Source organism: Brevibacillus brevis, from assembly GCF_022026395.1.
Classification (GTDB): Bacteria; Bacillota; Bacilli; order Brevibacillales; family Brevibacillaceae; genus Brevibacillus.
Window position 1 is genome coordinate 3,222,617 of sequence record NZ_CP041767.1, and the last position, 25,639, is coordinate 3,248,255.

Below are 25,639 nucleotides of genomic sequence, written 5' to 3' on the forward strand. Positions count from 1 at the left end.
AAAAAACGTCCAAATTAACTGGACGTTTTCGAGCCAAGCCTTCTCCACAAATAAAAATAACAGGACGTCAGCACAAGCACGACAGCAATTGTCATGAGAGTGTCAAATCGCATGAGATCCTCCTTTTCTTTTCATTGGTACAAATTTACCGTATGTCAAGCAGCGCCAAAGCCATTCTGCCGGACCAAACTGATAGTTGGCAAGCCACCAGCGACTAACGAAGATTTGCACAGTGAAGATTACCAAGCTAAACACCAATCCGAGAGCCAACGCAGGCGTTCCGTAAAAATGTCCAACACGCACAACCAACACGGCGATGATGGTTTGGCTCAAATAGTTGCTTAACGCCATTCTGCCGACCGGTTCGAAATGCTTTAGCATGCGCTTGCCGCTCTCTTTCCGATAAAGAAGCAGCAGTGATGTGATGTAAAAAGCGCATAGACTAAGACCGCTCCATGTAACAAATGTTTGAACGGTGATCCAGATTGAGGCAGGAAATTTTACAACGCCAAACTGAACAAGAGGAATCATTGGTACAAGCACAACACTCAGGCCCAGTGCGAGCCACCAAACGCGGCGGATGGCTGGAATAAAATCTTCCGTCCTCTCGAATACTCCCCGCTTGGCTGCCAAGAATCCGAATAAAAAGAGAGGAAATACCGATAGAATGACAAAAAACTCAAAGGAAAGAACGAGCGGAATTTCGTAACCAACCCGGAATTGCAACCACTCGATCATCGACCCATTGGTATAAGCATCGATAGCTTTTTGAATGAGCAGTGATTGATCTGGTATAGGAACGAGCTCCTCAGGAACGGTCAGAGTCAGAGCAGAGAGGGCCTGCATACCAATCAAAAGCGTCCACGCCCATCTCTTGATCGTACTTTCTTGCCTGTGGTAAAACAGCAACAAAAGAAAACCAGCTAAGGCGTACGTATTAAGAATGTCTCCGTACCAGAGGAAAACAAGATGGACCATCCCCACAATCAGCAGCACGAATAATCTGCGAGTAAACAGACTCCGATAAGGCAACTGTTTGCTCTCGGCGCGATGCATAAACAGAAAAAAACCTACCCCAAACAAAAACGAAAAGATGGTGTAAAACTTCGCCTGTACAAACATGTTAAACAAAAGCCGTATCCAACTATCCATTTCCGAATGGGTATTGACCATCCCTGCATCTGGCAAGAACATGATGGGATATAAAAATGACGGCATATTCACCAGCACAATCCCCAGAAGAGCAAAGCCTCTAATCCCATCTAGCTGTCGAATGCGCTCACCTTCCGCTACAGGTGCTACTTTCACGTTAATGAACCTCCTCAACTGCTGCTTAAGCTTTAACACTTTTAATACGGATGAACCTCGGAAAAAGTAACAAATGCTTCTTCCACAACAAAAAGAGCTTCGCAAAAACGAAGCCCTCTCTACATGCTGCCTTATTTTGATGGGGAAGTTGTTGTTGTTCCTGTTCCTGTGCGGTTTGTCCTTTTCCGAAGGTCGAGCAGAACACCGACAAAACCAGCAAATATCGCTGGCATGATCCAACCGGCACCTTCCTTATAAAACGGAAGGACACCCAAAATATCGTTCCAGCCCTGATTAAAAAACGTAAGATTCATCAAATCTACGACACCAAAACCCGTCACAACTGCGACAGTCGTCATATACACAGACGAATGCGCAGGTATCCAGCGCTCCAGCAGCGCCAGCAAAATGAGTACGATAGCAATCGGGTAAATAGCTCCCAGAATGGGGACAGATACACTTAAAATCTCCGATAGTCCCAGGTTTGCGACCCCCATACTCAGGACACAGAGAATAATCGCCCATCCTTTGTAAGACAAACCTTTGAATCGTCCATGAAAGTATTGGCTGCAAGAAGTTACGAGTCCAATGGATACACAGAGGCACGCAACGGTAAAGATGACACCAAGAATCAGCGTACCGCTTGTCCCAAATAGCTGCCTCATGATTGCTGTCAGGAGTAGCCCGCCATTCTCCGGTCTTCCTAAAGAGGCACCGGATGAACCAAGCAATCCCAAAATGACATAGATGAATGTCAGCAACATTCCTGCTCCGAGACCTGCTTTAATCATATTCGCAGACAGTTGCTTCTTGTCCTCGATTCCCTTGCTCCGCAGTGTATTGGCGATCACGATTCCAAATACGAGTGCAGCCAAAGCATCCATCGTTAAATACCCGTCCAGAAAACCTTGCACAACCGGATTGGTTGCATATTTTCCTGCTGGTACCCCCGTTGGACCAAGTGGTGTGAATAAGCTCTTGACGTAGATCAAAGCAATCATTGTCAACAGTGTAGGCGTCAATATTTTCCCAAAGCGATCAATCAATTTGGAAGGAGTCAGACTGAACCAAAAGACAATGCCAAAGAATACGAGCGTATAGAGGAAAAGACTCCAAGGGGAATTCACGGCTTGCGCCGGCAGAAATGGCGCCATTCCCATCTCGTACGCGAGGCTACCTGCACGCGGGATGGCAAGTGCGGGTCCAATCGACACATAAATCAAAATAGGAAAAATAAGAGCAAAGTTTGGATGAACACGACTTGCCAATTGGTAAAAGCTCCCTGCCTTTGCGATAGCAATCACACCAAGAATAGGAAGACCAACAGCAGATAGTACAAAGCCTGCAATCGACAGCCAAACAAGGGAACCAGCCTCTTGACCCAGATAGGGTGGAAAAATAAGGTTTCCTGCACCAAAAAACATCGAAAACAGCATAAAACTGACCAGCAGCATCTCTTTCTTAGACAAAGTTATCATCGACGTGTATATTACCTCCCATCTTATTGAGAGGCATTCTATCAACTTTTGCGCTCCTTCGCTAGTAGCAACGCCATAGTTGTAATTGAAAGATTTTTCACACTTCATTCGTAATAGAAAAAAGAGGAAACCACCTGCCCATATCTTACCGTTTGAGCAACCTCGACAAGTGGTCTTCCTCTTATCGTTTTCGCATGGAAACAATTCGTTTGTAAAAGGTCTTATCCTCCAGCTTTTGAAAGAGAGAAAGAGAAGGGCGGAAATTGGCCTCAATAATCCACGGTTTGCCATCCACATCAATCCCTAAGTCCAAACCGATCTCCCGGAGTGTCGGATAGGCTCTTCCCAATCGATTCGCTACCGCCGTAGCTATCATGCGGATATCACGCAAGAGGTGCGGGCCTGCTTCTATATTGGACAGCTTGATTGCCGTCTGGATAGGCAAAACTTTTCCACGGCTGCGAGCCACATTTGTCACGACATAGCCCGGACCTGCTAGCTTTGCACACCACCCTGTTATCACCCAAGGCTCCTTGTTGTTCCTGCGCTGGATCATGACACGTACATCAAAAGGCTTGCCGTTGATTCTACCGAGTGGGATACGTGGCTGGAGCAGGTATGTTTTTGGTCGAAACAACGATTCCACGTATCGGATCGTGGCCTCCTTCCCCTCTACGAGACGCTGACGACTCCCGCTATGGACCAAATACTTCTCTTCTCCACGTGCCGTTACTTGAATAATTCCTGCCCCACCGCCGCCTCCCGAAGGCTTCAGCATCACGTGTGTAAACGCTTCTGCATACTGCCATAGCTCTTCAGGAGAGTACACGCGGGTTTTGGGCAAATACTCCTGCAAAAGTTCGTCTTTAACCAAGTGCTTATGCTTGCCCCATTTTCCAACGTTTGGCGGTTTTATGGCAGTGTCTCTCCATTCTTTATCAGATGATGCTCCTCTATTTTCGTGATACGATTCTGTCCGTCCACAAACACGACCTTGGGAACGAGCTGTTCGACCTCGGATTCATCGTACATGCCCATACTCAAAATGATGACGAGATCTCCTGGCGAGAATAAGTGGGCAGGCGGACCGTTCAGACAGATGACTCCGCTACCCGACGCTCCGGGTAACGCGTATGTTTTCCAGCGCGTGGCATTCCGCAAACTGGTTATTTGCACGATTTCATAAGGCTTGATATCTGCCGCATCCATGAGAGCAACGTCAATTGTGATACTCCCCACGTAATCCAGTTCGGCCTGCGTAACTGTCGCCCTGTGAATTTTGCCTTTGCACATGTGTCGCTGCATAAGCGGTTCACTCCTTTCCAAACCGATGACATTAGTCTATGTCCGATGGATTGTCCAGGAAACCTCCTGCGAAAGGAAAGTTAGGGGGTATGATACGCAGCGCGCAAATCGACTCCATAGGTGCGGCATAATTGGCTGAGTTCTTTTGTCAGATTCGGATCGAACGGGATACCGTTTTCCAAACGTTCTTGCTTTTTTCGGCTCTCGATCTCCCCAGGAATGAAAATTTCGGATACACCTTCTTTCGTAGGTACGCTTTTCACCTCACGAATGTAGGCATCCATATTGGCACAAAAATCGGGGAGTGGCATAAATCGTTCAATATCCACTGTCAAGAATAGATGTCCAACATTTTGTGGATCGTCCCAATTGTCATACAGGCTTTTTACATGTGGCCCTGTCGCAGCACCCGTGAGCAGCCCACACAAGATATCGATGAACATCGCCAATCCATAACCCTTTGCTCCCCCGATTGGCAAAAGTGAGCCTAGCAAGGCTTGTGTGGGATCAGTCGTTTCATTCCCATTGGGGTCGATGGCCCAATCCGCAGGAATGGATTCTCCTTTTTTAACGGCTAAGGCGATTTTTCCTCTGGCAGCGACACTTGTAGCCATATCTAGCAAAAAGGATGGTTCTTTCCCTGCCGGTATCCCCACTGCAATCGGATTCGTTCCGAAAAAAGGGCGAATCCCTCCTGTTGGCGCCATGGCTTCGGGGGCATTGGAAAGGACCAGAAGAATCCTCCCTTCTGTTATCGCTCGTTCTGCATAGTACGAACAGGAGCCAAAGTGGTTGGAATGACGAACACCTACTGCCCCGATTCCCATCTGCTGCGACAACTTGATCGCTTCCTCCAATGCCGCAACCCCGACGACCGCACCCAGTTGGTTTTTGCCGTCTACCAGTGCTGTTGCTCCTTCCTGTTTCCATACCACTGGTTCATCATTCAATTCAATCAAGCCTGCTTCGATTCGTTGGATATAGATCGGCAGCCTCGCTAAACCATGGGATTCGATGCCGCGCAAATCAGCATGGACGAGAGATTCTGCGACAAGCCTTGCGTGCTTATGTTTGGCACCTGCCTGAACAAGCACTTCTGTTACGACTTGCTCCAAACGCTTCCAATGAAAGAGTGCAGGGTGCATCTTCTCTTTTTCCCCTCCTTCACCGTTGTTCTGTACTTCGCCTGCTTCCTGATCTGAATATAGATATGTCGCCTGCTGATTGACCGCTACAGGCATTGACCCAGTTCAGGGGACGCCAACAGAAAAAGGAGCTCCCGGAATTGGGGCTCCTTTTTTGCGTGATTCCTATTCATAATTGGCTAGTACCGTAATGATCTGGTCCTGCATCTTGGTAAACAGCTCTTCATCCTCGACATACCCATTGAACATAATCGATACGATGAGCTTCTCTTTGCCTTTGGTCGTGATATAGCCCGACAGCGTGTTCACACCTGTCATCGAACCTGTTTTCGCATGAAGATTATTCGCAGCGGCTGTGTCCTTCAAGCGGCTTTTCAGTGTCCCATCTATTCCCGCTATGGGTAAAGATTCATCATAAGCGGCAAAATTCGATTCCGTGGTCATCCCCTCAAGTACAGATGCGATCTGCCGAGCAGAAATAAGATTGTAGCGGGTCAATCCTGAGCCATCCATCATGTCGAAGGTGGTATTTCCGCCGAGCGAAGCTACGGTTTCCTGAACGACCTCTGCACCATTGGCTGCACTCCCTATCCCTTTCTTTGCAGCTCCGAGCGTCTTGAGGAGCATTTCTGCGTAGTAATTGTCACTTCGTTTATTGAGGTACTGTACGATTTCCTTTAGAGGCAGTGACTCAAATTGTGTCCATTTTACTGCTGCTGGAGGAACTGGCTGAATCAGCACTTCGCTTTTCGGAGCAAACGCAATTCCTTCTTGCTCCAGCGTCTCTTTCAGCACGGTCCCTACGTACTTGGCTGGCTCTTCCACAGGGACTCGCTCGTAATCCCCTTCATGATCAAGCGGGAGGTTCCCTGACAGTCGAATGGTATTTGTTCCACGGTCACGCAGAATAGCAAATGTATTTTCCTCGCCTTTTTGTACGGTCTTGGCTTCATTGATCACTTGCACATAAGCCGTTTTGGGAAGTACGTTGATTTTCACTGGTTCTCCAGCATCGTTAGCGGGCTTGAATTCGATCATGACCGTCCCACGGTTCATGGCAAGAGCCCCTATGGTCGGGTTGTAATAGTAGCTCTCGTCATCCCATGCCCAGCCGAGGCCAAGCCGTTGTTGGTCAAAGTAGCTGTCATCCATCACGAGGTTCCCATTGATACGCGTGATTCCTTGTTGCTTGAGCCACCCTGCTATTTTTTCAATCGACACACCTTCCTGCGCTTTTAGCGCATTCTCTGTGTGCAAGGTAGGGTCACCGTATCCTTTCACATACAGATTGCCTTGTTGTATGCCTGTAGAGGTGATCGGGGCGTCTCCATACACTTCCGTTTTGAATACGTAATCCGAGCCAAACTGGTTCAACGCCGTGGCAGTCGTCAGCAGCTTCAGATTCGAAGCAGGGGTAAGCAGTGTGTCCGCATCCCGTTCGTATAAGACAGGGTCACCTGTTGAATCCAACGATTTGATCATAACTCCGGCCGTTACCCCTGCTGCTTCCGGGGTATCTAGGATGGGATCGATCATAGCAGAGAGTGGGTACGTCTTTTTCTCTGGAGGGCTGAATCCTTCCGGTGCTGCGATATCCGGGTAGGTTGTTAACAAAATTCCGATTCGATCCTGCAGCTCCCTTGCATACTTCGATTTATAAATGCCGTTGATCAAAATCGAAAAAGCGAGCTTATGACCATTTTTTGCCGTTACATAACCCGACATGGTATTGACTCCGCTTAATGAGCCTGTCTTTGCTACCAGGTTCTTTTCCGCACCGGTTCCTTTCATGCGGTTTTTCAAGGTGCCGTCTACTCCTGCGATTGGGAGTGATTTTTCCAATTCCGTTCGATATTCTTGCTCCTGCAAAAAGATGAGTGTTTCGATTATCTGTTCCGGAGTGATCATATTAAATCTCGATAACCCCGAGCCATCTACCTGACGGAAGCCTGACTCAATGCCAGCTCGCTTCATCACGTCTGCTACCGCCTCACTGCCTGCCTCAAAGCTCCCCTCACCTTTCTGGGTAACGCCCAGTGTCTTTACAAGCATCTCCGCATAGAAGTTGTCACTATCCTTGTTGAGCTCCACCGTGATCTCACCCAACGGTTTGGACAAGTGAGTATAGAGCGGTACTCCGCTTTGCAGCACGTTTTTTTTCACTTCTGTCTTCGGATGTAAGGCAATCCCTTGTTTCAGCAACTGATCCTTCCATAGATCGCCCACATACAAAGCCGGGTCTTCCATCGTGACATCTTCAGCATAAGGAGCTGCTTCCATCCCAATCGTACCGGATACGATGATTTCATTTTTTCCGCGCGGACGCTCAATGAGCACATTGCTCTCCTTGCCCGCTGTCGTTTTCAACTGGTTTGTGACTGTTATGTATGTAGTAGCTGGGTTCATGGTCAGGACGGGAGCATCGTTCACCGTTTTTCCAGGGATTGCGGTTAGAGTCGCAACGTTTTTATTTACGGCTAATCCACTGATCTGGGCGCTGTACCCATACGGTTCATCATCCCACATCCAGCTCGTACCCAATCTGGTCTCATCGAAATAGCTGTCATCGAGAAGCAGATTTCCATTGATTCGCTTGATCCCCAAATCTTTGATGGCTTTTGCCATTTGCTGCAAATCTTCTGGCTTCAGACTAGGGTCCCCATAGCCTTTTAAAATCAGATCTCCTTGCAAAACTCCACCGTTATTTACCTTTCCCGAAACAAACACCTCGGTCTTCCACTGATAGTCTGGCCCTAGTTTATCCAGACCTGCAATTGTCGTAAACAGCTTCATGTTGGAGGCCGGGATAAAATTACGTTTGGCATTGTGCGTATATACGTACTTTTTGTCGGTTAGATCGTAGACCGCGATTCCAGCGTACATTCCCTTGCTATTCTCATCGTTTTTCAAATCGGCGAGGAATTTTTCTATGCTGAGTGCAAGAGGACTAGAAGAAGCGGCCTCTTCCTTGGCTAGCGCAGGCGAAGCTGCTACCTGCAACAAGAGAGCCAACACGAAAAACCACGTACCGACACGTCGAAAAGCAAATAAATGATTCATGATAACCTCCTTGTCATAGTCTGGGCGATTTCCACCAACAAATCACAGTACGCCATCATGATAGCACGTATTCTATTTATTCGGAATATTACCATTATACTAAAAGTCTACAGGCATGAAGGATAGCCATTCCGTTCATACTACCTTCAAGACTTCTTTCGTTTGGAGGAAATGGTTTCATGTTCTATCGATTGCTCCTCTGTCTGTCCCTTCTCTGCGCCTTTTCATTCCCCGTCCATGCCCAAACCGACATCGGGCGCGTACAAGTAGATCCCTCCCCCTATTCTTCCCTTGCGGAGCTCGTCAAAAAGTGCGACTTAATCGTCATCGCACAGGTAGACAGTACCCATCGGGCTTATCCCACGGGACGCAACATTCCCCAAGGCAAGATCGTGAACTACACACAAAAACTACAGGTAAAAAAGGCCATAAAAGGCACAGCATCCAGACGAGTAACTGTGCTAAGCACTGGCGTAGAGCCGCTTCCCGATGCCTCCAGTCCGCTCAACCTGCAGTATCCTGGGCCGCTGGCGGAAGGGAATTATTTATTATTTTTACGAAAAGTGAGCGGATCACAGATGTACAGTACAGCAGGTCTCTGGCAAGGCGTTTATCCAATCTATCAAGGAAAAACCATTGCTCTTTCCAACCTTGGCTTTACCGAGTTGAATCAGCTATCACAAGAACAAGTCATCCGAAAAATAACGGCGATATCCCGCTAATGAAATAGCAAAAAACCGCTCTCGTTAACGAGCGGTTTTTTGACGTTACCATCATGTGCTGTCAGTTGCGCATCACGTAGATGAAAATCACCATAGACACAGCACAAGCGAGTACACTGAGAATAAACCCCCAGATCACCCATTTGCTATTCGTCTTGTTTATGTGTTTGTCGTCCATGGAAACTTCTCCTCATTCAAGCATTCACCTTCTATTATAAGGTTGTTTGGCAGGAAAGGGAAACCGTTATTATGGTGAAAACTGTTAAAGACCTTCTCTCGTAAGACGACGAATCCCCAGCACACAACCGCTCGTCACGAAAAGTACACACATGACTACAAACGCCCCCAGCTCTCCTAGCGTCAAACTCTCTTGACTGAGCACGCCCATGCCAATCGTTAAAAGTGACTGAGGAAATAACATCCCGAGCCCCGACACATACAAGCCCAACCCTACAAAAACAGAGCAAACACTAATGCCGACAGGTACAGCAAAGCTCGGTATCCGCGTGGAAAGCCAAAGCTGGAAGGCGATGATGGTGAGCGAAGCCAGCCAGCCTCGCATGATCCATCCGAACACTTCCAGAGGAAACGTAAAATGTGTGTGCAGTCCAGCCATGAAACCTGCACAAATATATAGCACAAAGAAGAAAAGCTGCACAATAAAAAGGAGAACACCAACTACCACCAGCTTCGCGAAAAAAATCGTTGGAATTGATACTGGCGCTGTCAGGATTACATTCCAGTTACGATTTACATGCTCCAGTCTGCACACAAACGAACAGCAGATCGCGATGAGAATGGGCAAGAAAAATTCTCCGTAGAACAAACTCACCTGCGTCCACAGGCTGTACCAGCCATTTTGCAGGATCGCTTGGTTCATCCAGTAGTTCGCAAAGCCGATCAGCGTACTGAAAACAGGTAGCACAAGCAAAACGAGCCATATACGAGAACGGCGAAGCTTTACCCATTCTGCTCCCAAACATCTGAATATCATGCAAGGTCCTCCCTATACGTCCTGCCGGGATATGTGAATACTCCCAGCAAGGAAAAATGCGATGCCCATGAGTACGACGATGATCGGCAAATGAATGCCGATTTCACGGTTGGTAAACAACATGGTTTCGTTCACGTACTGATACGCAACGGGCGAAAAGTCTACATAGTACGACCAGATGAAAAGACGTCCGACTTGTGGCGGAAATAAGCTCGCTGTCATGCCAATGAATCCCCCGATCATCCCGAGGCATAGGCTGAACGCCTGATTTTTGATGGCGAGAGAGACCCATTGTTGCAGAGCAATCACCACGAGGTTTGTCAGTGTGGTCCCTACGACAATGCAGAGTAAAAGGCCAATCGGGACTGGCTCTGCTAAACCATAGCCAATGCCAAATGCCACGATCGCCATAGCCTGTAGAATGACTGCACTCCCCATCAAAACAGCCGCAGAGACGAATTTTGCCGCATAAACCGCTTTTCGGCTAACAGAGGCAGCCATCAGCAGCTTCCATGTACGCCCCTTGTGTTCCATATCACAAATTCGTGAAACAATGACAGCCGAACCGATCGGCAAAAACAATCCGTTCATGGCTGTAATCGTAACCAGTATGGCGCTCCACGTCTGCGCATCTGGATTTTTATTCATCGACGTACTAACAGCCATAAACCCCCATGCCAGTTCGATACTCAAAAGAATAGCGAGCATGAGAAACAAACGCTTATGTCGAATTTTATAAAACTCCAGCCAAAGCGTCCGCATTACAAACTTCCCTCCCTACCAGTAAGAGAGAGGAAAATGCTCTCCAGACTTTGCTTGTGCACTTCAATGCGATAAACATCAATGCCCGCCATCATCAGCGTCCGGTTTGTCTGTGCTACTTCCCTATCTTCCATACCCTCCATGACAAGAAAGCCATCTTGGAGACTTGGAGAAAGCTCCATTTCTTGAAGAACTCTTCTCGCTTTTTCATTATCCTGCGTTTTCATCCAAACATGAGGCTGGCTGTTCCGTTGCAACTGCTCCATACTTCCTTGAAACAAGAGTTTCCCCCCGTGGATAATGCCAATGGACGTCGCTACTTGCTCGATTTCCGAGAGCAGATGGCTGGAAATCAACACGGTCATTCCATACTGATGTGGCAATGATTGAATCAATTCCCGAATTTCCCCGATTCCCGCAGGATCCAGACCGTTTGTCGGTTCGTCGAGGATAACGAGCTTTGGAAAATGCAGCAAAGTCATGGCAATTCCCAGTCGTTGCTTCATCCCGAGCGAATACTGATCTACCTTTTTGTTCTTTTGTTTTTCCAAACGAACGATTTGCAAAGCCTTCTCTACATATTTGTCCGGGACATCTCGCAGCCGCTGCATGACACGCATATTTTCAAGGCCGGTAAGATGACCGTAATAGGAAGGAGCCTCGATCAAGGAACCCGTCTGACTCAAAATTTCAAGTCGGTTTCTGCAAAAATCCTTCCCGAATACAGATACACTCCCTTCCGTCGGCCTGACTAATCCTAGCAGCATTTTTAGAGTCGTCGATTTTCCTGCACCATTTGGACCGAGGAAGCCATAGACCTCCCCTTCTCCTACCGCAAGATTCACACGCTGGACGCAATAGGCTCCTCCATAGTGTTTTGAAAGGTTTTCCGTTCGAATCACCGTATTCATGTTTTCTCGCTCCTATCTGTTGGTCTCTCAAATGAAATCATAGAGTCCCAACCCGTCAATAAGCTGACAGGAATCTTACGACAACCTTAAATCGACTCCAAGTGGGTAGAACAGACAAATCGAGCGAGTATAATGAATACGGGTGATTCAATATGGAAGAGTGGAAACAGAAAAAAGTGCTCATCGTGGAAGATGAGCTTGAAATCAGAAATATGATCGATGGATTTTTGCGTAAGGAAAGATTCTCTCGTATTTTTCATGCGGGTAGTTGTAAAGAGGCGCTAGGGATATTCGCTTCGGACAAGCCAGATGTCGCCATTCTGGATGTCATGCTGCCTGATGGAGATGGATTTGGACTTTTGACTTCGATCCGTCGTTTCTCGCAAATCCCTGTCATTTTTTTGTCAGCGAGAGGGGGAGATGAAGATCGATTGCTCGGACTTGGCCTGGGCGCTGACGACTATATCGTGAAGCCATTTTTATCGCGTGAGCTCGTTCTTCGTCTTCTGGTCATTTTACGACGCGTTTACGCTCCTCCCCAAATCGAACGTCTGCCCGTTTTCCAGCTTGGTGACAGTATAATCGATTTGGAGGCAGCAACCGTGACGAGAGACCAACAAGAATACGCGTTGACTGCCAAGGAGCACGCCCTCTTGCGAAAACTCTATGAAAATCGGGGACGAATCGTCACGAGTGATGCCCTTTGCCAATCCGTCTGGGGTGACGATTACTACGGGTATGAAAACACACTGATGGTTCATATGCGGCGCATTCGCGAAAAGATCGAGCCATGTCCGTCCACTCCTGTATATTTGCTGACGGTAAGAGGACTCGGGTACAAATTACTCGTAAAGGAAGAGTCGTAGATGGATGGAGCCGCACGAATTTTACGTCGTTATACAGGTGCTTCTATCCTAATCGCCGTCTTTTTGCTCATCGTCAATTACATCATTCTCGGTACATTTGTTTTCAAAGGCATAAATGAAGGCTCTCCTCCCATTTACGTCACACAAACTGTCGCAGAAGGTCTTCACGTAAACGGTTCCCACTATACGTTGGAACCAAATGCACGAGAATGGTTGCAAAAAAGCCAGGCTTGGGCCATGCTGATTGCGAACGATGGGAAGGTCCTCTGGGACTACGCCATACCAGACCAATTGCCCCGCACCTTTTCCTTAGCAGAAGTGGCGCAGTTCTCACGAAATTATTTACAAGACTATCCTGTTTTTGTTTGGGAACATGAGATGGGGCTGGTCGTCGTGGGCTACCCGAAGGACAGTCTCGCCAAGTACCAGATTCATTTCCCGATCAGTTGGATAAGTGATTTGCCATATCGATTGCTGGCTTTACTTTTCGGAAATATACTGCTCGCCGCTCTTCTCTCGCTATTCATCGGCTCTCGACTCATTCGGTCAATCCGTCCACTGATTAGGGGGATTCACGCTCTGTCAGAAGATCAGCATACACATGTCGAGGCAAAAGGAGTGTTCAGCGGGATTGCCCGAAGCATCAATCATGCTTCGGCGCTTCTGCAGGAGAAGAACGCTTTGCTAAAAGCCAGAGACGAAGCACGCTCGAACTGGATCGCAGGAATTTCCCACGATATACGCACGCCATTATCGATGGTGCTCGGGTATGCCAGTGAATTGGAAGAAAGCGACGTGGTGCCTTACGAACAGCAACAAAAAGCAAGCATTATTCGAAAGCAAGGGGAAAAGCTCCGGTCTTTGGTCAGCGACTTGAATCTCGTCTCCATGCTGGAATACGAGATGCAGCCCATCCATCCCAAACCAATTCGGCTATCGACACTAGCCCGGCAAATTGTCACTGACTTTTTGAATAATGATTTGGCAGAGACGTTTACCATCGAGTTGGATGTCACGACTGAACAATGCTTCGTGATGGGCGATGAAAAACTCCTTGTCCGCGCCATTACGAATTTGATCCAAAACAGCATCGTGCATAACCCATCAGGCTGTCGCATCCACGTGCAAACGACCCTGTCACCCAACCAGCGCAATGCTCTCCTGACTATCACTGACAACGGAAAAGGCATTGAGCAAAGCATGCTGCCTGACTTGGTGGAATTGCCGTATTCGTCAAAAAGAAAATCTCCGTTACACAATGGTCATGGTCTCGGTTTGCCAATGGTTGCACGTATAGCTGCCGCTCATCATGGACACCTGCTGTTAACAAGCGATACAGGAAAAGGGATGACAGCAGAGCTTTGTTTCCCCCTCTCTTCCTAAAAGAAAGACAGCATAGAGAAAGCACCCCTTGACTCGCCAATGGAGAGTAGACTCTCACAAGCGTGCAAATGAGGTGCTTTTAATGTTCCTGCGTCAATTACTTCACGAGATCGCGCATGATCTCTTCTGCTTTGACGTCAGTGGTTATCAGCTTCTCTTTTTTCATCCAATCAATCAGTGTTTGCCAAGATTCGGCCGTCTGGTATGCGAAAGGCTTTTCCCCCGCATCCATCAACGGAATCAGGGTATCCAAGCTCTTGGTCTCAATGTCTTTTTCCAGCGGGAAATCGGCAGCCTGTTTGGCAAGCAACAGATCGAGTGCCTTTTCCTTATTATTTTTCACATAGTCCTGGCCCTTGCCAATCGCACGCAGGAAACCTTCCACAGCTTTCTGCTTTTTGCCCAAAGTCTCGTCACTTGTTGCCAATACGAGCTCATAATAGTCTGGAACACCAAACTCAAAAGGCTTGAACACATTGACTGGAATGCCGTGCTTCTCCAAAATCAGTTGTTCATGGTTGATATAGCCACCTACCACTGCATCGACCTTTTTGGCCGTCAACGCTGGGACGATGTCAAAGCCGATATCTGTGAAGGTCAATCCGGAATCATCGCCACCACTATGCTTCACAACTTGACGTACGATCGATTCATCCAGTGGAAGTGATGGATAACCGATATTTTTTCCAGCCAACTTTTGCGGAGTATCGATTCCACTGTCTTGGCGCGTCATGATCACGTTTAACGGATGACGAACGAGCGCACCTACAGATACGACAGGAACGCCTTCTGCACGAGCTTGGATGAGCTGTGGTTGATAGCTGATCGCCAAATCCACTTTGCCCGCAGCCGCCATCTTCAACGGATCATTGCTGTCCGAAGGCATTTGCATGGTCACCTTGAGGTTCTCGTCTTTGAAATACCCTTGCTCCTCTGCGGCATACAAGAAGGAATGTACAGCATTCGGATACCAATCGAGCGCAATCGTCAACTCAGTCGGCTCCGTTCCTTTATCAGCAGGGGCTTGCGTCTGACCAGCATCCGAGCTCGCCTGATTGCCGCATGCAGCAAGACCCGTTGCCAATGTAAGTGCCATGAATGCTTTTGTCCATTTGTTGAAAGGTTTCATTGTTGTTCTCCTTTGATTTTCATATGCGGGGAAAAATGACGTTCGATTCGTCCAACTAGCCAAAACAGCAGCATGCCGAGAATGGAGAGTAACAGGACCGAGGCAAACAACGCGGGTGCCTGAAAATTGCCGGATGCCCGTCTCCCAAAGTACCCGAGTCCCTCGCTCGCTCCCAGCCATTCCCCAATCGTCGCCCCAGCCACACTGTAAGTAGCTGCCACTTTCAGACCACTGAAGAAATGGGGTAAACTCGACGGGAGTTGCAGCTTGGTGAAAATTTGTCCGTTCGTTGCCCCCATTGTTTTTAACAACTGGAGCATTTCCTTGTCAGTCGAGCGAAGTCCATCATACGTGTTGACAACGATCGGAAAGAAAGTAAACAGAATCGTTACAGCGATTTTTCCAGATAAATCATACCCGAACCACAAAATAAATACAGGTGATAATGCGATGATTGGGATTGTTTGGGAAATAACGATGTACGGATAGACCAGACGCTCCACAATCCGACTGCGAATCATTGCAAAGGCAAGTGAGATTCCAAATACAATCGAGATCGATAGCCCCAGTAACACTTCCTTTAACGTCGCCCAAAGATGTACACCTACTAAAGAGGTACGTAAATCCCACAACGATACGACCACAGCGCTAGGTGGCGGTAAAATGAATGGCGGCACCCCTAGGAAGCGACATCCAGCTTCCCACGTCAGGAGAAAAATGGCGATGGAGATGCCAAACCAAATGCCTCTCCCCATCATGCTTCTCTCCTCAAGGGCTTCATTGCTGATTGGCGATCCTGTCGAAGCAATTCCCAAATTTGCTCACGCAATGCCAAAAATCCGGCTTGGTTGCGGCTGCTCGCCGTTCGCGGTCTGCTCACCGGAACGGTTAATTCGATGGGCTTGGTGATCGGACTACCTGAAAGGACGATAATCCGATCTGCAAGTAGAATAGCTTCGTCGATATCGTGCGTAATCATCAGCATCGTACTGCCTGTTTCCTGCCACTTTTCCATCAGCCACTCTTGCATGTCCATTCTCGTAATTCCATCCAACGCACTAAACGGCTCATCCAACAGCATCATCTCTGCGCCTGAAAACAACGCACGCAAAAAGGAAACCCGCTGACGCATGCCACCGGAAAGCTGGGCTGGATAGCTGTCAGCCCAATCCTGAAGCCCGTACCTTGGCAATTGCTGTCTGACACGCTCATGCGCTTCTTTTTTCGTCATACCTTTGATTTCCAGCGGCAAAGCTGCATTTTCGACAATTGTACGCCATGGCATGAGCAGATCGCGTTGGGGCATATAGCCGACCTGCCCTAAACGATTTGCGACTGGTACACTGCCGAGCCTGATTTCGCCTTGTCCCGGCTCAAGAAGACCTGCGATGAGCTGAAACAAGGTGCTTTTCCCGATCCCGCTCGGACCGATCAAGCTGACGAATTCCCCTTTTTCCACACGCAGATCAAAATGATCGAGAATCTGCCTGTCGCCATACGAAAAGCTGACGTCGGCGAAAGCTAGTTGTTCTCCCACGGCCACATTTCCTCTCTGTAGGACATGTCCCAGAACATGTACTCCATTTTGGAGGTGTTGACGAAATACTCCTCCAGTTTGGCCAGTTCTTGCTCGCTCTTACCTTCCGCCAATTGGTTCATGATCTCAATCAGCCAAATCGCCAACTGCCCAAATTCATCAGAGCTGTACATACGTACCCATTCGCCATACAGTTCGTGATCCAGCGCTCCTTCTACTTGTGCCAAGCGCTTTCCGATTTCCCAATAGCTCCATGTGCATGGGAGTAGTGCACTCACCAAGTCGGCCAACGACCCTTGATGAGCGACACGCAGCATGTAGCTGGTGTACCCGAGCATCACAAAGGAAGGCTCTGTCGCTTCCAGCTCCGCGCGAGAGATGCCAAAGCGCTCGGCATACTGACGATGCAGCTCCATCTCTGTGTTCAGCGTCGATTCTTGCAAAGCAGCAAAGCGAGAGCTTGTTTCCAGATCGTACGCCTTCACACTGGCAATCGCGAACATTTTCGCGTAATCAATCAGATAGATGTAGTCTTGTTTCATGTAATATTTGAAGGCACCAATAGGCAGGCTGCCATCTCCAAGTCCGGTGACGAAAGGATGTTGATGAACACGCTCCCAGATTGGGGCTACACTTTTTCTCAAACGATCAGTAAAGGTTGTCATGCGGATACTCACTCCTTCGCTTCCTTTGGGGTATTGCACCAGGTGGCGATGAAACGGGTCATGATCTGGGCAAAATGAACGAGCTGGTCAGGATCAATGGATTCATCTACGGCATGTGCATGTGCGAGCTCACCCGGTCCGAATAGGACAGCCGGAATGCCTGCATGCGCAAACCAGCCTGCATCCGTCACCGTAGGCGACATGTTAACAATAGGCGTTTGATGCATGAGACTCTCATATGCGGATTGCAGTGTAGCCAACCCCGGATGCTTCGTATCCAACTCCAGTGATGGGAAGATTTCACCGCGCTCCTCAATCATCGAACGTCCACCCCAACGGAAGGTTGGAGGATTGTCTCTCAGCCAAAGATCAGCGGCTGCTGCACGCCCGACGTGATCCTCGATCTCTCGAATAATCTCTTCATAGGATTCGTTCGGATAAAAATGAACAGTAATCCAGAGAGCGCAACGGTCTGCGATGAACGCAGCGTGACGACCTCCCTCGATGACTGCGGGATTGATCGTATTGCTGCCTGCCGGGAAGCCGGGATAGGACTTCATGACTGCCCAGTCCCGCTCCAGCTCCTGTAGTGCGGTAATCACCTTCGTCATTTTTTCAATGGCAGAAGCTCCCCTGACGCGGCCGCCTGCATGAATCGTCTGTGCACGCATTCCGTCATGCAGCGTCGTCGGACTCTCAATCGTGATCCAGCCTGTAATGACCCCGCCCTGCCCTTGCATTTGGAGATTGCTCGTGTCCACTACAACGGCGTAGTCAGCCTGATAGCCACGCTCGATGGCGGCCAATGTCCCCGCTTCACCCGCTTCTTCACCGATGACGGATTGAAAGAGCAAATCGCCTTGGAGCTCGATTCCGTGTTCGCGAAGCATTTGGATCGCAAACAAGCTCGCTGCGAGTCCACCTTTCATATCCGCAACTCCACGACCGTACAGGCGTCCATCCTTGCCATATGTCAAAGCAAAAGGTGGATACGTCCACCCGATGTCATCTCCGACTTCAGCCACATCGATATGCCCGTTGATAATCAAGCTGTTTGCGTGAGTTGAGGCACTCCCTGATAACCGCCCGACGATATTGTCGTCTCCCGGATATACCGTCCAGCGATCCACTTCGAATCCCATCGCTTGCAGTCTGTTGGCGATTACTCCTTGTGCGACATCGCTGTTTCGTGCGGGAGGACTCACAGTCGGATGAGAAACGAGCTCTGCCAATAAGGCGAACAGCTCTTCTTTGCGGCTGGCAATCGATTCTACCGCTTCTGTCAGTCGATGCACGTTACTCAATCATCCCTTCGGTCGGGCTGCTCGCGGATGCGTAACGCTTTTTCGCGATACGGCCTGCCAGGAAGCCTTTGCGACCTGCTTCGACCCCTAGCTTCATCGCTTCTGCCATCAGGACAGGATTGTCAGCGAGAGCGACTGCTGTATTCAACAAGACACCGTCAGCCCCCAGCTCCATCGCTTTTGCGCAGTCTGCTGGCGAGCCAATCCCTGCATCTACGATAATCGGTACTTTCGCATCTTCGATGATAAAGCGGATATTGTTTTCGTTGACAATCCCTTGCCCGGAACCAATTGGAGACGCACCTGGCATAACCGCATGTACGCCAACCTCTTGCAGACGTCTGGCCAGAATCGGGTCATCATTGGTGTAGGTCAGCACGATAAAGCCTTCTTCCACCAAGATTTTCGAAGCCTCGAGCGTGCCAATCGGGTCAGGGAGAAGTGTTTTCGGGTCTCCAATGACTTCGACCTTGATCATGTCACACAGTCCAGATGCTTTAGCCAAACGGGCAATGCGCACTGCTTCCTCTGCTGTATAGGCACCTGCAGTATTTGGTAGCAGGGTGAATTTTTTCAAATCGAGTTGTTCCAAAAAGTTCGGTTCTTGCGGATTTTCCAAATTCAAGCGGCGAATCGCAAAGGTCAAAATTTCTGCTTCCGACACCTCTACTGCTTTCCCTTGTGTATCCAAATCAGCGAATTTACCTGTCCCTAGAAGTAAACGGGAGCGAAACTCGTAAGGTCCAATTTTCAATGTATCCATCATGCTGATCATCCTCCTCCGACAAAATGAACGATTTCTATGCGATCTCCGTCTGCAATCGGTGTTTGTTCGTACGCAGAGCGATTAATAATGTCACCATTTCGCTCAACGACGACAATTTTCTCTTGCAGGGAATAAGAAGCGAGCAAGGCCCGCACTGTCGTGATTTCTTCCGCCAACTCTACTTTTTTCCCATTCAGTTGAACAATCATTGATTACCTCCTTCTACTGGAAAAAAAACGGCTTCTCCCACCTGCCTGAGTCGATTCAGACAAACAGAAGAAGCCGTATACCCATCCCATCTCCCCGGACGAATGGCATAAAAAAACCATCCGCCTCGGATGGTTGAGTGTCATCTTATCATCCATGCTCGCAAACAAGCATAGTTCCGCTCGGATGCGACATGTGATCCTGATTCCAAATACCTCTTCCTCCGCTGGCATGACCCAGGTCAGGTTCAACGGTCAGTAACACACTCGTTACAATCTCAGCCAACGTTGCTTGGCCCCCGTTTGGTAGTAAAGCTATGCAATTATCGTACATTCGAGTTTTACAGTACCACTCTATTTCGTGTTTGTAAAGGCTTCCTTGTGCATCTTTTCGAGCTCAGCGAGACAGCGCTCTGCCCAAGCTGCCATTTTTGCAAGCTTTTCCATTTCTCTCTCCATCGCCTGACGCACAGATTCCTTGTAATCTGGAATCGCTCCATTGTAGCGAATGACCCCTTGGACAGGCGTCATGAATTTTTCCATGTAAGAGAGTGCTGGACGCTGGTGAAACAGCGGCACATCTACTTCGTAGGAAGAATGCAAATCGCCTTGGGTTGGGTATTTGGTTACTGCCAACACTTTTACCAGCAGCTTCGAGTCGTGGATTTCCAATACTTCTGCAATATATTCACCAGTCCGCTGCGAAACACGAACAATATCTCCCGGATTCCAGTTCATCGCGGTTTCCTCCTTTTCTTGAATCGAATGCATTTACATCAGCGAGGCTTCCAGCAGATTGCGTGCATGCAGCAATACTTCTTCCGCATCCACTACTGACTGCCCGCCACCCTGTGCCATGGCAGGATTTCCCCCGCCTTTTCCGTTAATGATCGGCAAGGTTTCTTTCAACACTTGATTGATGGCTATGTTGACTTCTTGTCCACGAGCAAACACGACTTGCATTTTGTCTTCGGCAGTAGCAGCCAAGAGGCAAATCGCATCTGGCGCCAGAGCAGTAGCCAGCTGTGCGAACTGCTGAAGCTGTTGAATGGTTTTGTCTGTGAAGGTGCGCATTATGAGGCGAGAATGACCGAGTTTGGTGGCAGCAGTCAATTGTTGATTGACTTCCACTTCCAAGAGCTGCTTATCCACTTCTGCCACTTTTGCCTTCAAGGTGTCGCGTTCTGCAAGGAGACGTTCCGTCTGTGCGATCAGTTCTCCTTCATTGGTAGCGAGCAACTTCGCCGTATCACGAACGACAGCTTGCTTTTGGTTATAGTCCCGCAAAGCTCGCCAGCCACAGATAAATTCCAAACGAATGTTTCCGCGATGCCGCTCCCAGCCCAAGATCTTGATCATCCCGACTTCGCCCGTCCGCGCTGGATGTGTTCCTCCACATGGATTGTAATCAAAATCAGGTATCATCACGACGCGAATATTTTCCGTAACAGTCGGTTGTTTTTTCAAGGGCAGCGTTGCCAATTCCTCGTCATCAACAAACCGTGCAATGATGGGGTGGTTTTCCAAAACAATCTGATTCGCTCGCTTTTCTACCTTCTCCCATACATCTGCAGTCAACTCATCCAGTCGTACATCAATGGTGACACGCTCTTTGCCCAGGTGAAAGGCGACGGTCTCCGCCTGCAAGATTTCCAGGAAAGACGCCGATAAAATGTGTTGACCAGCATGCTGCTGCATGTGATCGAAGCGGCGGTCCCAATCGATGTGCCCCGTTACTTCCGCTGTGCTTTCGGACAAAGGAGCCTCCAGTCGGTGACGAATTTCGCCATCTACCTCTTCCACATCTACCACACGAATCTCTTCCAATACGCCCAGGTCGGAAGGCTGTCCGCCTCCAGTAGGGTAAAAAGCCGTTTGATTCAGTACCACGTAAGGTGTCCCATCTTGCTCGACACCAGTCCTCGTCACCTGGGCCGAGAAGGTTCTTGTATAGGCATCCTGATAATAGAGTCTGTCGTCCATCGTTACTCCTCGCTGCATGGAACCATGGTTCCAGCCTGATTCTCCCACATGGGGGCAAAACGAAAAAACGTATGTATAAAGCTTAGCCAAACAACTGATCCATTTGTTTTTCGCGCTCTTGACGCTCCTCTGGGCTTGCCAGGTCATACTTTTTCAATAAATGAAACAGCTCGTTTAGACGCTCTTGGCTGAGTTCGCTATTCAACTGATTTTTGAATTGACTCACACGCAATTCCGACAGATGAGGCGCTTGTTCTGCCAGTTTCTTGAGTACGTCCTCATGGCTGTGATCCAATTTGCATTCTCCCATGATTTCTCCCCTTTTCCTTCCTGTCATCTTCATCATACCATGATTGTTCATTCGAAAAAAAGGCGTACAACCCGTGATGGAATGTACGCCAGATGACTATGCACGCTTGCGGACGCGAAAGTTCTCCTCGATCAACAGCCAATTTTGCGGAAATGGCAAACCGAGTTTCCAGTAGCTGACGCCTCGCAAACCAAGCTGTTTAACCAGATTGAACTTGGCTTGGATCGACCGTGCATCCTCAAACCACACCTGATGTTGCTTGCCTTGATTATCGGTGTACGTAAAAAACGGAGCCTGCGCCCGATAGTCATACCGGATGACGGCATTATGCTGGGAAGCCAGTGCAATCGCTGCCTGTGGACTCAATGCTCGCGCTGTCGTCCCTCGCTCGTACGGTAAGGTCCAGTCGTATCCGTACAGATTTTGGCCCATCAAAATTTTCTCGGCTGGTATTTCGGTAATGGCGTACTGTAAGACACGCCGCACCGGTCCGATCGGAGAAACCGCCATGGGAGGACCACCACTATAGCCCCATTCATACGTCATGATCACGACAAAATCGGCAAGCGCTCCTATCGCCTTGTAATCATGGGCGGAATACCATTTGCCTGCTTGCACAGCACTCGTCTTCGGCGCGAGCGCAACAGACATCATCAACCCCGCTGCATGTATACGATCCCTTGCTTTTCGCAAGAAGCTCGCGTACGCTTCTGCACCTGTTGTAGGCAAAGCCTCCAAATCAAAATGGATATCCCCCATTCCAAGCTCACGGGCGGTCGCGAGAATATTATCCAACAATTTGTTCTGGAACTCTTGATCGTTCAGGATGAGTGCGCCCAATTCCGTGCTGAACTGACCTTTTTCCAAATTCGTCACGACCATCATCAGTAGGGCCTGGTTTTCTTTTGCGATCGCCGGAAAATTGTTCAGATTTGGTCGTTGGAGAGTTCCATCCCGTTTGATACGAAAGCTGAACGGTGCCAAATACGTAAGATGAGGGGCAGCCGTCCGAACATCCGCTTCCATCGCGGGTGGGACTGTACGGCGCGGTTCCACATACGCATTGAAATCAGCCGCTCGTCTAGGGCGAGGCGGGATATATAGCTTTTGCCCGACTTGTAGCGGTTTATAGGGAGAAATCCCATTGACGCGAGCAAGCTCTGCTGCGCTGATCTGATTTCGCTGACTGATCGTATACAACGTATCTCCTCGTTTGACCCAATAGTAGCTTCCTACAATCGGGATCACCATCGCCTGTCCGGTTGCCAGTTTATCGGGGTCTGGCAATTCATTCGCCTTATTGATCGCTTCCGGGGTCGTTCCGTACGTCTCGGCGATGCTCGCTAAGGTTTGTCCTTCTTCCACCACGTGGATTTGCATACGCCCCCTCCTTCGCATTTCTTCTCTCTTTGTCATATTCATGGCGAAGGAAATAGGTGTATGTCTAGGCAAGAGGTTTCAATACATCGTATAAAAATCCAACGGACTGGATGGCATAATGGCGGTCTAACAATTGATTTTTATAAAAGATCAGCAAGGCGGGTACGCTGGTTACTTGCCATTGTTCTGCCAATATTGGTGCCGTATTAATGTTGATCTGATACAGAGGGACGGTAGGCAATGTTTCTTGCATGATGCTGAGCATACGTGCTGCAAGCTTGCAGGTCCCACACATCGGTGTATAGACAAAAAGAGCGACCGACTCCTTTTCTTGCAGGTATTGGTTCAGTTCTATGGAGGATAGTTCTTGCAAGTCGTTCACTCCTTTCTATCTCATCGGACATGATCATTCATGCTAGACCCACTGTTTGTGGATGTCAACAGCGTGATGCACAGGCTTCGTAAAAATTGATAGCCAATTGAATGTTTTCAGCTATTTGTTTCATGATCGAAAAGATAATGTCAGAGCGGTTCTTCTGTTTGCCTGTTTTTCTTGTTTTATTTATCGATGAATCCGCCTTTTCTCACTTATATGAATCAAAACATCCCCGTTCTTGCCCCAATCAGTCCTTTTTACGGCGTTCCGTTTACACTTAATCTGTTTAATTTCGACCCGACGATGTACTATAGCTATAGCAACCCGACAGTGATCCATCCGTTCGAAGCATTGTATGTGATTGAGCACTCTTGTGCAAAAATGAACAAAACCACGGAGAGGAGTTATGTAAATTGGTGAGCTTTGGTACTCTTATTGCCTTTCTATTTGTTTCGCTCGGCATGGTTTGTTCTCCGGGCCCTAACATGATTTACCTCATTTCTCGTACCATTTCTCAAGGTCGCAAAGCTGGAGTCATCTCACTTCTTGGTGTCATACTTGGATTCGTGATTTACATGATTGCAACCATGCTCGGCCTCTCTGCTCTTTTCATAACGGTTCCGTTTATTTACGAATCAGTCAAATGGGTCGGAGCTGTATACCTGCTTTGGCTCGCTTGGAATGCGGTCAAACCGGGTGCAGCTTCCATTCTCAAGCCTGATACTCTTTCGATTGAACCACCGAAAAAGTTATTTTTGATGGGATTCATGACAAATCTACTGAACCCCAAAATTGCTATTTTGTATGTTTCACTCTTGCCTCAGTTTGTAGATCCTGCGCGGGGATCGGTGCTCCTGCAAAGTGCTATTTTAGGCCTCACACAAATAGCCGTCAGCTTTACCGTTAACCTGCTTATTGTTCTGGTAGCAAGCAGAGTTGCTATGTGGTTTGGCACACGCCCAACATGGCTGCGCGTGCAGCGTTGGCTCATGGCAAGTGTCTTGACAGGTCTTGCTGCGAGTCTTGCTTTTGATCGTAGATAGTGCTCCATACTTTCATTCAATAAGAGCCTGCATAAAAAAGTAGACTACAGCAATAGTTGCCGTAGTCTACTTTCTCTTTCGTCGAACTTAACACTTAACGCGCAATCGTTGTATGAGCCAGCTCCTCGGTCACGGTACAAACCGCACTGGAATCCCAGCTCCCTTTGCCTTGTGCTTTGGCTGCCGCATACATTTGCGCAACCGTGCCTCCAACGAGAACAGGCACTTGATGTTCACGTGCGGTTTGTGCATATAGCTGTAAATCCTTGTGCATATGATCCAAGGAAAAGACGGTATTTTCATACGTACCGTACAAGATGTTCGGCCCAAAAACGGAGAGCACACGATTGTGGGCAGAGCCTTTGTCCATAACAGCTGCCAGCTTGTGTGGATCAACGCCAGCTTTTGCCCCGACACTGAACGCCTCGCCCAACGCTGCTGTAATGACTGCAACGACAGAGTTGTGACAAAGCTTCGCCACCTGTGCGGAGCCGGATTCCCCCAGATAAAAAATTTCCTTCCCAATCGCCCTGAGATAGTCCATGATTTCCGGAAGCTTTGCCTCATCACCGCCAACCATAATGGTCAACGTTCCGGCAGCAGAACCCGCGGGTCCTCCACTCACCGGACAATCATAGTAGTAGATCCCTTTACCTACGCCATGCTGATTCAGACGTTTTGCCGTGGCAGGATCGATCGTACTTGTATCAAATACGAAACTACCAGCCCCTAATGATAAGAAAAGTCCGTCCTCACCCAGCATGACTTCCTCAACAATCGCAGGACCTGGAAGCGAAGTGAAAACGACACGTGCTACGCTACCCACTGCCAGTGGAGACTCTACGACCGTCGCTCCTTTTTCCTTCGCCCAGGCTTTTGCTGCCGGACTTGGATCATAGGCATACACGTGGTAGCCTTTTTGCAGCAGATTGCAGACCATCCCTTTGCCCATTGCACCAATGCCGATAACGCCAATCGCTTCCATCTTCGCTCCTCCTGCTTTCCC

The 25,639-nt window shown here is 48.6% G+C and carries 26 protein-coding genes and 1 riboswitch; of the genes, 4 read left to right on the top strand and 22 right to left on the bottom strand.

The window, feature by feature from the left end; translation table 11 throughout:
• Positions 1–102: 102 nt before the first annotated feature.
• From FO446_RS15375 to dacB, 6 genes are all read right to left on the bottom strand, one after another.
• The gene (locus tag FO446_RS15375) at positions 103–1,308 is read right to left on the bottom strand and encodes a DUF418 domain-containing protein (protein WP_237898439.1); all 1,206 of its coding nucleotides are present in this window, start codon (positions 1,306–1,308) and stop codon (positions 103–105) included.
• 131 nt (positions 1,309–1,439) lie between these two features.
• The gene (gene brnQ, locus FO446_RS15380; protein WP_237898441.1) at positions 1,440–2,786 is read right to left on the bottom strand and encodes a branched-chain amino acid transport system II carrier protein; all 1,347 of its coding nucleotides are present in this window, start codon (positions 2,784–2,786) and stop codon (positions 1,440–1,442) included.
• A gap of 181 nt (positions 2,787–2,967) precedes the next feature.
• Positions 2,968–3,660, bottom strand: a complete 693-nt coding sequence (locus FO446_RS15385) for a YheC/YheD family protein (RefSeq protein ID WP_217366845.1) — start codon at positions 3,658–3,660, stop codon at positions 2,968–2,970.
• A gap of 38 nt (positions 3,661–3,698) precedes the next feature.
• Positions 3,699–4,091, bottom strand: a complete 393-nt coding sequence (gene panD, locus FO446_RS15390; protein ID WP_173607726.1) for an aspartate 1-decarboxylase — start codon at positions 4,089–4,091, stop codon at positions 3,699–3,701.
• An 80-nt stretch (positions 4,092–4,171) separates the two neighbouring features.
• Positions 4,172–5,236 (bottom strand): Ldh family oxidoreductase, encoded by a 1,065-nt coding sequence (locus FO446_RS15395; RefSeq protein ID WP_237898443.1) that lies wholly within the window; start codon positions 5,234–5,236, stop codon positions 4,172–4,174.
• A 165-nt stretch (positions 5,237–5,401) separates the two neighbouring features.
• The gene (gene dacB, locus FO446_RS15400; protein ID WP_237898446.1) at positions 5,402–8,296 is read right to left on the bottom strand and encodes a D-alanyl-D-alanine carboxypeptidase/D-alanyl-D-alanine endopeptidase; all 2,895 of its coding nucleotides are present in this window, start codon (positions 8,294–8,296) and stop codon (positions 5,402–5,404) included.
• 179 nt (positions 8,297–8,475) lie between these two features.
• Here dacB and FO446_RS15405 point away from each other — a divergent pair, with 179 nt between their 5' ends.
• Entirely contained in the window at positions 8,476–9,018 is a 543-nt protein-coding gene (locus FO446_RS15405) for a hypothetical protein (RefSeq protein WP_232772954.1), read from the top strand.
• Positions 9,019–9,280: 262 nt separating this feature from the next.
• On the opposite strand, the gene FO446_RS15410 is transcribed toward FO446_RS15405, so the two are convergent.
• Genes FO446_RS15410 through FO446_RS15420 form a run of 3 tightly spaced genes read right to left on the bottom strand, consistent with a single transcriptional unit; the run spans position 9,281 to position 11,685 of the window.
• Complete coding sequence (locus tag FO446_RS15410) at positions 9,281–10,012, bottom strand: ABC transporter permease (RefSeq protein ID WP_232772955.1); 732 nt, start codon at positions 10,010–10,012, stop codon at positions 9,281–9,283.
• A 12-nt stretch (positions 10,013–10,024) separates the two neighbouring features.
• Complete coding sequence (locus tag FO446_RS15415; RefSeq protein WP_221868514.1) at positions 10,025–10,774, bottom strand: ABC transporter permease; 750 nt, start codon at positions 10,772–10,774, stop codon at positions 10,025–10,027.
• Positions 10,774–11,685, bottom strand: coding sequence for an ABC transporter ATP-binding protein (locus FO446_RS15420; protein WP_221868515.1), 912 nt, complete (start codon positions 11,683–11,685; stop codon positions 10,774–10,776). The genes FO446_RS15415 and FO446_RS15420 overlap by 1 nt, the downstream gene beginning before the upstream one ends.
• 152 nt (positions 11,686–11,837) lie before the next feature.
• Here FO446_RS15420 and FO446_RS15425 point away from each other — a divergent pair, with 152 nt between their 5' ends.
• On the top strand, positions 11,838–12,551 hold the full coding sequence (locus FO446_RS15425) for a response regulator transcription factor (RefSeq protein WP_232772956.1): 714 nt from the start codon (positions 11,838–11,840) through the stop codon (positions 12,549–12,551).
• Complete coding sequence (locus FO446_RS15430) at positions 12,552–13,934, top strand: sensor histidine kinase (RefSeq protein WP_173607734.1); 1,383 nt, start codon at positions 12,552–12,554, stop codon at positions 13,932–13,934.
• 97 nt (positions 13,935–14,031) lie between these two features.
• Here FO446_RS15430 and FO446_RS15435 read toward each other — a convergent pair whose 3' ends face one another.
• The 12 genes from FO446_RS15435 to FO446_RS15490 form a co-directional block, all read right to left on the bottom strand.
• Positions 14,032–15,063, bottom strand: a complete 1,032-nt coding sequence (locus tag FO446_RS15435) for an ABC transporter substrate-binding protein (RefSeq protein WP_173607735.1) — start codon at positions 15,061–15,063, stop codon at positions 14,032–14,034.
• A complete protein-coding gene (locus FO446_RS15440; protein ID WP_237901068.1) occupies positions 15,060–15,818 on the bottom strand; it encodes an ABC transporter permease in 759 nt (252 codons plus the stop codon). Before FO446_RS15440 ends, FO446_RS15435 begins: the two co-directional genes overlap by 4 nt.
• Positions 15,818–16,600: an ABC transporter ATP-binding protein gene (locus FO446_RS15445; protein ID WP_232772958.1), complete on the bottom strand. Its 783-nt coding sequence runs from the start codon at positions 16,598–16,600 to the stop codon at positions 15,818–15,820. The genes FO446_RS15440 and FO446_RS15445 overlap by 1 nt, the downstream gene beginning before the upstream one ends.
• Complete coding sequence (gene tenA, locus FO446_RS15450; protein ID WP_173607737.1) at positions 16,585–17,265, bottom strand: thiaminase II; 681 nt, start codon at positions 17,263–17,265, stop codon at positions 16,585–16,587. Before tenA ends, FO446_RS15445 begins: the two co-directional genes overlap by 16 nt.
• An 8-nt stretch (positions 17,266–17,273) precedes the next feature.
• Positions 17,274–18,569, bottom strand: coding sequence for an acetylornithine deacetylase (locus FO446_RS15455; RefSeq protein ID WP_173607738.1), 1,296 nt, complete (start codon positions 18,567–18,569; stop codon positions 17,274–17,276).
• Positions 18,562–19,335 carry a thiazole synthase gene (locus FO446_RS15460; protein ID WP_173607739.1) on the bottom strand — a complete coding sequence of 258 codons (774 nt, stop codon included), beginning with the start codon at positions 19,333–19,335 and terminating at the stop codon, positions 18,562–18,564. The genes FO446_RS15455 and FO446_RS15460 overlap by 8 nt, the downstream gene beginning before the upstream one ends.
• A gap of 5 nt (positions 19,336–19,340) precedes the next feature.
• On the bottom strand, positions 19,341–19,544 hold the full coding sequence (gene thiS, locus FO446_RS15465) for a sulfur carrier protein ThiS (protein WP_173607740.1): 204 nt from the start codon (positions 19,542–19,544) through the stop codon (positions 19,341–19,343).
• 199 nt (positions 19,545–19,743) lie between these two features.
• Positions 19,744–19,854, bottom strand: a riboswitch (TPP riboswitch).
• A 41-nt stretch (positions 19,855–19,895) separates the two neighbouring features.
• A complete protein-coding gene (locus FO446_RS15470; RefSeq protein ID WP_173607741.1) occupies positions 19,896–20,279 on the bottom strand; it encodes a kinase-associated lipoprotein KapB in 384 nt (127 codons plus the stop codon).
• 33 nt (positions 20,280–20,312) lie between these two features.
• Positions 20,313–21,524 (bottom strand): alanyl-tRNA editing protein, encoded by a 1,212-nt coding sequence (locus FO446_RS15475; protein WP_237898447.1) that lies wholly within the window; start codon positions 21,522–21,524, stop codon positions 20,313–20,315.
• Between the two features lie 82 nt (positions 21,525–21,606).
• Positions 21,607–21,834 (bottom strand): hypothetical protein, encoded by a 228-nt coding sequence (locus FO446_RS15480; RefSeq protein ID WP_232772963.1) that lies wholly within the window; start codon positions 21,832–21,834, stop codon positions 21,607–21,609.
• A 96-nt stretch (positions 21,835–21,930) separates the two neighbouring features.
• Positions 21,931–23,214, bottom strand: a complete 1,284-nt coding sequence (locus FO446_RS15485) for a glycoside hydrolase family 18 protein (RefSeq protein WP_221868522.1) — start codon at positions 23,212–23,214, stop codon at positions 21,931–21,933.
• 64 nt (positions 23,215–23,278) lie between these two features.
• Positions 23,279–23,587: a thioredoxin family protein gene (locus FO446_RS15490; protein WP_173607745.1), complete on the bottom strand. Its 309-nt coding sequence runs from the start codon at positions 23,585–23,587 to the stop codon at positions 23,279–23,281.
• Positions 23,588–24,003: 416 nt separating this feature from the next.
• Between FO446_RS15490 and FO446_RS15495 the strand changes: the two genes are divergently transcribed.
• A complete protein-coding gene (locus tag FO446_RS15495; protein ID WP_173607746.1) occupies positions 24,004–24,633 on the top strand; it encodes a LysE family translocator in 630 nt (209 codons plus the stop codon).
• A gap of 94 nt (positions 24,634–24,727) precedes the next feature.
• Here the strand turns inward: FO446_RS15495 and FO446_RS15500 are convergent, their stop codons facing one another.
• On the bottom strand, positions 24,728–25,618 hold the full coding sequence (locus FO446_RS15500) for an NAD(P)-dependent oxidoreductase (RefSeq protein WP_237898448.1): 891 nt from the start codon (positions 25,616–25,618) through the stop codon (positions 24,728–24,730).
• Positions 25,619–25,639 lie beyond the last annotated feature (21 nt).

What these genes read in the sequence shown, in the direction of transcription:
- FO446_RS15415 (WP_221868514.1), bottom strand. Translation starts at nt 10,774, where the DNA reads ATGCGGACGCTTTGGCTGGAGTTTTATAAAATTCGACATAAGCGTTTG.
- FO446_RS15405 (WP_232772954.1), top strand. Translation starts at nt 8,476, where the DNA reads ATGTTCTATCGATTGCTCCTCTGTCTGTCCCTTCTCTGCGCCTTTTCA.
- FO446_RS15480 (WP_232772963.1), bottom strand. Translation starts at nt 21,834, where the DNA reads ATGGGAGAATGCAAATTGGATCACAGCCATGAGGACGTACTCAAGAAA.
- FO446_RS15395 (WP_237898443.1), bottom strand. Translation starts at nt 5,236, where the DNA reads ATGCACCCTGCACTCTTTCATTGGAAGCGTTTGGAGCAAGTCGTAACA.
- FO446_RS15410 (WP_232772955.1), bottom strand. Translation starts at nt 10,012, where the DNA reads ATGATATTCAGATGTTTGGGAGCAGAATGGGTAAAGCTTCGCCGTTCT.
- FO446_RS15475 (WP_237898447.1), bottom strand. Translation starts at nt 21,524, where the DNA reads ATGGACGACAGACTCTATTATCAGGATGCCTATACAAGAACCTTCTCG.
- dacB (WP_237898446.1), bottom strand. Translation starts at nt 8,296, where the DNA reads ATGAATCATTTATTTGCTTTTCGACGTGTCGGTACGTGGTTTTTCGTG.
- FO446_RS15500 (WP_237898448.1), bottom strand. Translation starts at nt 25,618, where the DNA reads ATGGAAGCGATTGGCGTTATCGGCATTGGTGCAATGGGCAAAGGGATG.
- panD (WP_173607726.1), bottom strand. Translation starts at nt 4,091, where the DNA reads ATGCAGCGACACATGTGCAAAGGCAAAATTCACAGGGCGACAGTTACG.
- thiS (WP_173607740.1), bottom strand. Translation starts at nt 19,544, where the DNA reads ATGATTGTTCAACTGAATGGGAAAAAAGTAGAGTTGGCGGAAGAAATC.
- FO446_RS15460 (WP_173607739.1), bottom strand. Translation starts at nt 19,335, where the DNA reads ATGATGGATACATTGAAAATTGGACCTTACGAGTTTCGCTCCCGTTTA.
- brnQ (WP_237898441.1), bottom strand. Translation starts at nt 2,786, where the DNA reads ATGATAACTTTGTCTAAGAAAGAGATGCTGCTGGTCAGTTTTATGCTG.
- FO446_RS15435 (WP_173607735.1), bottom strand. Translation starts at nt 15,063, where the DNA reads ATGAAACCTTTCAACAAATGGACAAAAGCATTCATGGCACTTACATTG.
- FO446_RS15420 (WP_221868515.1), bottom strand. Translation starts at nt 11,685, where the DNA reads ATGAATACGGTGATTCGAACGGAAAACCTTTCAAAACACTATGGAGGA.
- FO446_RS15440 (WP_237901068.1), bottom strand. Translation starts at nt 15,818, where the DNA reads ATGGGGAGAGGCATTTGGTTTGGCATCTCCATCGCCATTTTTCTCCTG.
- FO446_RS15425 (WP_232772956.1), top strand. Translation starts at nt 11,838, where the DNA reads ATGGAAGAGTGGAAACAGAAAAAAGTGCTCATCGTGGAAGATGAGCTT.
- tenA (WP_173607737.1), bottom strand. Translation starts at nt 17,265, where the DNA reads ATGACAACCTTTACTGATCGTTTGAGAAAAAGTGTAGCCCCAATCTGG.
- FO446_RS15485 (WP_221868522.1), bottom strand. Translation starts at nt 23,214, where the DNA reads ATGCAAATCCACGTGGTGGAAGAAGGACAAACCTTAGCGAGCATCGCC.
- FO446_RS15470 (WP_173607741.1), bottom strand. Translation starts at nt 20,279, where the DNA reads ATGAACTGGAATCCGGGAGATATTGTTCGTGTTTCGCAGCGGACTGGT.
- FO446_RS15430 (WP_173607734.1), top strand. Translation starts at nt 12,552, where the DNA reads ATGGATGGAGCCGCACGAATTTTACGTCGTTATACAGGTGCTTCTATC.